The organism is Nostoc cf. edaphicum LEGE 07299 (genome assembly GCF_015207245.1).
GTDB lineage: Bacteria > Cyanobacteriota > Cyanobacteriia > Cyanobacteriales > Nostocaceae > Nostoc > Nostoc edaphicum_B.
The window spans coordinates 1-6,474 of sequence record NZ_JADEXF010000213.1 but is presented as its reverse complement, the minus strand read 5'-3'; the positions used below and the strand labels follow the sequence as shown (position 1 = coordinate 6,474).

General features: G+C 40.4%; 7 protein-coding genes and 1 pseudogene. 2 read left to right on the top strand and 6 right to left on the bottom strand.

Going from position 1 to position 6,474, the window contains the following annotated elements; genetic code table 11:
- From rpsB to IQ229_RS08510, 4 genes are all read right to left on the bottom strand, one after another.
- A partial coding sequence (gene rpsB / locus IQ229_RS08520; RefSeq protein WP_194042889.1) for a 30S ribosomal protein S2 occupies window positions 1-550 on the bottom strand: 550 nt, incomplete at its 3' end.
- A gap of 218 nt (window positions 551-768) precedes the next feature.
- The gene (locus IQ229_RS08515) at window positions 769-933 is read right to left on the bottom strand and encodes a hypothetical protein (protein ID WP_194042887.1); all 165 of its coding nucleotides are present in this window, start codon (window positions 931-933) and stop codon (window positions 769-771) included.
- Between the two features lie 270 nt (window positions 934-1,203).
- Window positions 1,204-1,329 carry a hypothetical protein gene (locus tag IQ229_RS24475; RefSeq protein ID WP_265582961.1) on the bottom strand — a complete coding sequence of 42 codons (126 nt, stop codon included), beginning with the start codon at window positions 1,327-1,329 and terminating at the stop codon, window positions 1,204-1,206.
- A gap of 68 nt (window positions 1,330-1,397) precedes the next feature.
- Entirely contained in the window at window positions 1,398-2,312 is a 915-nt protein-coding gene (locus IQ229_RS08510) for a helix-turn-helix domain-containing protein (RefSeq protein ID WP_194042884.1), read from the bottom strand.
- A 143-nt stretch (window positions 2,313-2,455) separates the two neighbouring features.
- Between IQ229_RS08510 and IQ229_RS08505 the strand changes: the two genes are divergently transcribed.
- Window positions 2,456-2,962 carry an MAPEG family protein gene (locus IQ229_RS08505; RefSeq protein ID WP_194042881.1) on the top strand — a complete coding sequence of 169 codons (507 nt, stop codon included), beginning with the start codon at window positions 2,456-2,458 and terminating at the stop codon, window positions 2,960-2,962.
- Between the two features lie 30 nt (window positions 2,963-2,992).
- A complete protein-coding gene (locus tag IQ229_RS08500) occupies window positions 2,993-3,703 on the top strand; it encodes a DUF4336 domain-containing protein (protein WP_194042879.1) in 711 nt (236 codons plus the stop codon).
- A 62-nt stretch (window positions 3,704-3,765) separates the two neighbouring features.
- On the opposite strand, the pseudogene IQ229_RS08495 reads toward IQ229_RS08500, so the two are convergent.
- Window positions 3,766-4,530: pseudogene (locus tag IQ229_RS08495) on the bottom strand (Uma2 family endonuclease).
- A 113-nt stretch (window positions 4,531-4,643) separates the two neighbouring features.
- The gene (locus IQ229_RS08490) at window positions 4,644-6,086 is read right to left on the bottom strand and encodes a serine hydrolase (protein WP_322743958.1); all 1,443 of its coding nucleotides are present in this window, start codon (window positions 6,084-6,086) and stop codon (window positions 4,644-4,646) included.
- Window positions 6,087-6,474: the final 388 nt, after the last annotated feature.

Sequence of the window (6,474 nt, the reverse complement as noted above, 5' to 3'; positions counted from 1 at the left end):
CAATGGGAATATTCAGCTTTTGGCATTCTTGAACCGCGTTATATTCCCGGCGTTGGTCTACGATTACCACGATATCGGGCACTTTCCGCATTGTTTTAATGCCGCCTAAGTATTTCTGAAGCTTCGTCATTTCCCGACGTAGCATTGATGCTTCTTTTTTCGGCAATAAATCTAGTGCGCCAGTTTCTTCACGGCGTTCTAAATCTTTCAGACGGTCAACCCGTGTTTTGATGGTTGCCCAGTTGGTCAACATTCCGCCCAACCAGCGTTGGTTAATGTAGTGGGAACCACAACGGCTAGCCTCTTGGGCAATAATTCCAGCTGCTTGACGCTTGGTGCCGACGAAAAGAAATTTCTTCCCTTGTTCTGCGTGCGATCGCATATAGTTGTAAGCATTATCCATCAACTGGGCAGTTTGCACCAAGTCGATAATATGCACGCCATTGCGGGAAGTATAAATGTAAGGAGACATTTTTGGGTTCCAACGCCGGGTCTGATGCCCAAAGTGAACCCCTGACTCCATCATTTGAGCCAATGAAACTACTGGCATATATTTTTCAACTCCGATTCGGGTTAAACCTCCATCCAAGTGTATTTCCCAATTGGGAAACACCCGAATTCTTAGATGTGCGAGATTAGTTAACCATACTAGGTTAACATATTCCGAAGAGTTGTAGTTGCTTGACCGAGTGAGTCCAAAAAAATAGCGCTGCCTACTCAACAATTGGGCAGCACTATTAATGAAAATCTTGCTGTTTTAAAGGTCTACTAGCGGTCTTCTCGATCTTCGGGTTTAGGTTTTTGTCGCCGTTGTTCAATCTGATCGTCGATAGTTTCTCTCATTTTGCGATCGGCGGCGTCCATCGCAGAATACTTAAAGCGGTTGATTATGCCACTGAACAAGTTGCCAAAGAATCTTTCAATTTCTTGCATAATTTTATACCTCAGTATTTAAAGGTAAATTCTTGACTCTACATTGATCTTGGACTTTCTAGTGGAAGTAGGAAATAAAACGCTAACCTGTCCTTGGAGTATCTATTAATCTCTTAGCGTCTTTGGGTGCTTAAAAGGCTGGCGGTTTATTTATCCTTTCATTCAGTTTTGCTTGTGAATGACTGTATAAAACAGTCTTCTCAATAAAATCAGTATTGTTGAGATTTATTAGATTGAAACGCCCTAGAGATTCATCTATTGTATTCTGTCTCAGGTAATAAATGTAGCAAAGATACAGGTAACAAATTGTTTACTTGGCATTGGGCTGAGATATAACCACAAACCTGCAAGATGATCTGGAAAGGCTTGATTTTCTGTTGTGAAAAATTCAGACATAGCAAGTTTTCAAACCCAGAGAGGATAAAGTTTTTCAGACCGTCTTGCAGAAAACTACACATAAGGTTTTATGTATGGTCGAAAATACTACTCATTTCTTGCTGATAAAGCTTGGGAGTTGTGCGTAGCATTCGTTGAAATACAGATGTCATGTGACTTTGGTTGCCAAATCCCGCTTCTACGGCTACCTGTACCAGCGATCGCTTTTGGTTTTGTAACAGTTGTTGGGCAAGTTCCAACCGACACCGGAGGACATATTGATAAGGTGACAGTCCAGTTGTTACCTTAAATGCTCGTGCGAAATGATAGGGGCTTAATCCTACTGTGGCAGCAATTTGGTTTAGGTTAAGTTCCTTGGATAGATGCGCTCTGATGTATTCCAAGGCAAACTTTAACAAATTTGGGTCTAAAAACTCTGGTGGACGTTTGAGCCGTCCAGATAGGTTTGAACGTCGGTAAATGATTTGTGCCAACACCGCTGTTGCAACTGATTCTAAGTAAAATGCACCACCAGTTTGTCCATTATAAAAAAACTCTTGCATAGCGATCGCAGCACTCAAGCCCCAGTGAGTTTTGGGAATTTGCCCTGGCTGTAATTCAATTGTCTGTCCCTCTGCTTCCACTTTGACTATGCGTTCTAGAAAAGATTGGGAATATCCAAACACCACAAAACAAGCAGCATCTTCCACCGAAGTATAAGTACTGCCTTGAGGCACAATATCAAAACCTCCTGGTAGTGCTTGGTAAGGTTGCAGTCGATCGGCATTGAAGGCAGCAATCCCACGAGTTTCCCCAAAACTTGTTACCACAAGGTTAAGTGGTGAGCGAATATTGACTTCTAAATGTCCTGGCGGAATGATTGCTACCATCAACTCTGGTGTTTCTAGCCAGTGTCCCCACTGCGGTAGAGCTTCTAGCGGGGGCCGATCAAGGGGAATTTTACATTCTGGGGGATTAAATAGAAACTCTTTTAGCAGATTCATGGGCAGAGGCAATTAATAGCCATTAAAATGCAATACCTTATTGTCTCAAAAAGCAGATTTCGATATTCCGCAAGAATTGAAAAGACAGTAACAATTGCAGTCAAGTATTTTCAAAGTTACGATTTTGATTCGAGTGATTGTCAATGCCTGTTCTGATTCCTATTTCAACCTTCTTTATCGGCTGTCATGGGCTACTTGCTTTGGGTTTATCCTACCGAGTGGCAATGGAACGCACCCGTACTCGGATTTGGCATGGTGCATCTCTATCTGAAGTTGCTTCACAGCCCAATTACCTAGAGCATCCGAATGCTTGGGCAGAGGTTGTGGAAAAAATGACACAACAATCTATTGTCACGAAAAACATAGAAGACGGAGTGTTACAGCGTACTATCCGAGCGCATGGTAACTTTGCAGAATACGTACCCCTTAGCCTCATATTCCTAATTGCCCTAGAGTGGATGCAAGCTGGGGAAGGACTGTTGTGGATGCTAGGTACTCTATTGACACTAGCTCGGATTGCCCATGCCTGGGGATTAATACAGACCTATGGCCCATCACCGGGCAGAGCGATCGGTTTTTTCGGTACTTGGCTAGTTTATATCGTCGGCAGTTTGGCTTGTCTTTACTACAGCGTGCAGCAATTTTTATAGTCCAGCGACCACACTAACTCAACAATTCTAATGCTTAAAGCAATTGATACCGACCTTTGGGTTGCTGAACAACCTCTCAAATATTTTGGCTTGGAAGTAGGGACGAGGATGACTGTGATTCGTCTGACCAGTGGTAAATTAATGGTAATCTCGCCTATTGATATGGATGACGCAACTATCAATGAGCTAAATCAATTAGGAGAAGTAATTTACATTGTCATCCCCAACTTGTACCATCATCTATTTGTTGCTGACTTCAAGCTGTGCTACCCTCACGCCAAACTATGGGCAGTGTCTGGTCTAGAGCATAAACGACCAGATTTGCAAATTGACTATATTATTAGCGATCGCAACATTCACCTAATTGACGGGGTTGAGTATTTATTAATACAAGGATTTAACACATTGGATACTAGCGGATGTTCACCGCTCAATGAATGCGTCTTTTTTCATGTCAAAAGCCGAACTTTGATTGTCACTGATACAGTTTTCCATTTTGACGATCAATGTTCACCAAGCACAAGGTTAATAGCCAAACTTCTAGGTGGTTATAACCAACTTCGTCCATCGATATTGGAAAAATTTGCAACTCAGGATAAAGTCAAAGTCAAATGCTCAATTCAACAGCTTCTGACTTGGGATTTTGAACGAGTAATCATGGCGCATGGCAGCATGATTGAACAAAATGGTAAGCCTCAGTTTAAAGCAGGTTATGAGTGGTTTTTAGAAATCTCTTTGTAGCTAATACTTCACCCATAAGTAAGTCGGCACGATAAAATTCATGCATAATTACACCCTGTGTGTTACTGAATAGTATCTGGATCTACATTGAGCGATGGCTGCGCCAACGCCAAGGGCGAACGCAACCTTGCCTTTAACTGTTCTATTTGCAATTCTGCCTGTTCTGCTCGTTGGCGTTCTTGTTCTGCTCGTTGGCGTTCCTGTTCTACCAGTTCTTCTGCTTGCTGTCTTGCTAAAACTTCCTGTCGTAAAGCCTGTACCAGTTCACCAGGGATCAGTCATTTTTCCCCTGTATCCTCTTGATAAAACCCAATTAGCCTTCCCTCAACCACCAAGCGTAGTTGTAACGGTTCACTGCGTCCATCTTGTATCGGTTCGTAGATTTCTCCCCGCAGGCGATAGCCACATAACTGTTGTTCCACCCACTCGCCTTTAGGGTCAAATAGCCAGTATTCCTTGACACCTAGCTGCTCATAAAGGGTCTTTTTGAAGATTTCGTCTTGTCCCTTAGTACCAAAGGATGTCATTTCAAAAATAACTGTCGGTACTTGACCCTCTTCCCAGATTTTATAGTTGTCTCGACCGCCAGGTGCAACATCAAAAATCACCATCATATCTGGGGCTACCCGCAACTTGGGAAAGCCCTGTGCATAGTAAAGAAATTGATTTCCCAATACTGTTGCCTGACGATTTGCCAGATACTGTTTCAGGACTTCTAAGGTGGTTAGTAAAGCATAAAGGTGGTCGTAAGTTTCTGCCACTGGTTGACCATCAGCACTGGGGTAGAATATTTCTGATTCGACACTAACAGGTAAAGTAGCCGTCATGGTTTTAAAGTTAGTGCTACAAAATTATTGTAAAGCAAGTCTGGCTCTCCCTAGTTTGAGATGTGCAAGCTTTTCAAAATATAAACTGAAATAGAACTGCTATAAATGCTTGATTAACGATTTGTCATGCGATCAAAAACAAGGTGAGATATTTCAGGAAATATTTTCCAATCATAGGCGTAAGCGCGATCCTCAGCAAAGACCACCAGAATATAAGCAGCTTTACCATCTAATGTTGCTATATATGCTGCTTCTTGACGAGAACCAGAAGTCCAACCAGCCTTACTACCAACGTAAACATCTGTTGGTAATGATTCACTTAAATATCCCCGTACAGGGTTGAATTCATCAGGATTTTGCTGATCTCTCTTCTCAATTCTGGTAGCAGGATCTATTGAGAGCCACTGAGCCATTTTTTGGCTGTAATCTGGAGATATAGCCTGGTTATCGGAAATTTCGTACAAAAGTCTAGCTGCTTGCATTGTTGTAATTTTATTTCTAATTGGATTATTCGGGTCGCCTCGCATTTTCAAGTCAAAACCTTGAGGTTCATAAATCTTCTTATCAGTAATGGGGTAAGTTTTCTGAGTAATATTAATTTTTTCATAACCAGCTTTTTGGAAAAAAAGATTAATCTTTTTTCGGTTACTTAACCAGGTTTGATAATCTTTACCTTCTACATTTTTTCCAGATTCTGTTTGAGTAATTGCATCTAAAATGTTACTTGCGGCATTATTATCAGACCTTTTAATCATTTCATTTATTTGTGGTACGAAGTTTGCTTCATTCCACATACCATTTTTTATTTGCCCGTAAAGATAAACCATCCAGAACATTTTAACTACACTAGCTGGAAACTTGGGTGTGTTTTGTTGATATCCTCCATACATACCAGTCTTAGCATCAATTAATGTAATCGATAATGGCTTTTTTGGTAGACCTTTAGAAGTAGCAAGACCAACCATATCATCAACAATAGATTGCAAAGCCTGATTTTTTTGAAAGTTGGGAGCAGTTTTAACGTTGTATACTAATTCTGAATTAACTAACGCTACATTTGAAGGCAAAATCGGAGGTGGAGATATAGTTGGAGGCAAAGTTGGCAAAATTTTTGATGTGGGAGAAATTGATGCTTGCGGTTTTGGGAGAGTTTTAGATTGGGTTGTCTTTTGCGGAGATAGATTAGAATCTTGCCGTCGTATTAGCGCAAAACCAATCCAAGTCATTAATAGGACAACTATAGCTATTAGGCTTGTAAACTGTAGCCTAGATAATTGACCAAAGCTTTTTTTAGAAGAAAACACTCTCTTCCTGCCTCGAATCAGAGTTTTATTTGGTGGTATTGTCGAATAGGATGATGATTGTGAATTAGAGCTGGAAATATCTTCATTTACAAATTGAGAATCTTGTTGCAGATGATTTTTATTTTGCAATTGTTCTTTCAGTTTATTTATCTGATCATCTTTTTGTTGAATGATCTGATAAGCCTGCTCTAAATGTGATTTGAGTTCAGCAATTATTTGATTACGTTGATCCTTTGGAGTTTGATTAGACACGTTTGACACTTCTTTATTAATACATGTATTTGGGTTAAGCAGATAATTACAAATATTAATAACCAAATATTTTTAGCTATATTAATCAGTAATCATCGTCTAGTTTTTGACAAGACCAACCTCAAAAGGCAGTCCTAATAGAAAACTTTCAGCATTGGGGGACTGGGAATTAGTTTTTTAGTCATTATGGACTAAACGCGCCGCTACCGCTAACAGCACTTTTAGGGCAAGAGTTAACGACTGTTAATTACTCTAACAGTGCTGTAATCAGATATTTTCAATTGCCCCTCTTCTCGCTGTAAAGAGTAGCGTACTAAGCGAGTATCAAAACTAGTATTTTCACCAGTAACTAATAGGTCATTTTGATAATATTTACGTTCTTCAGTTA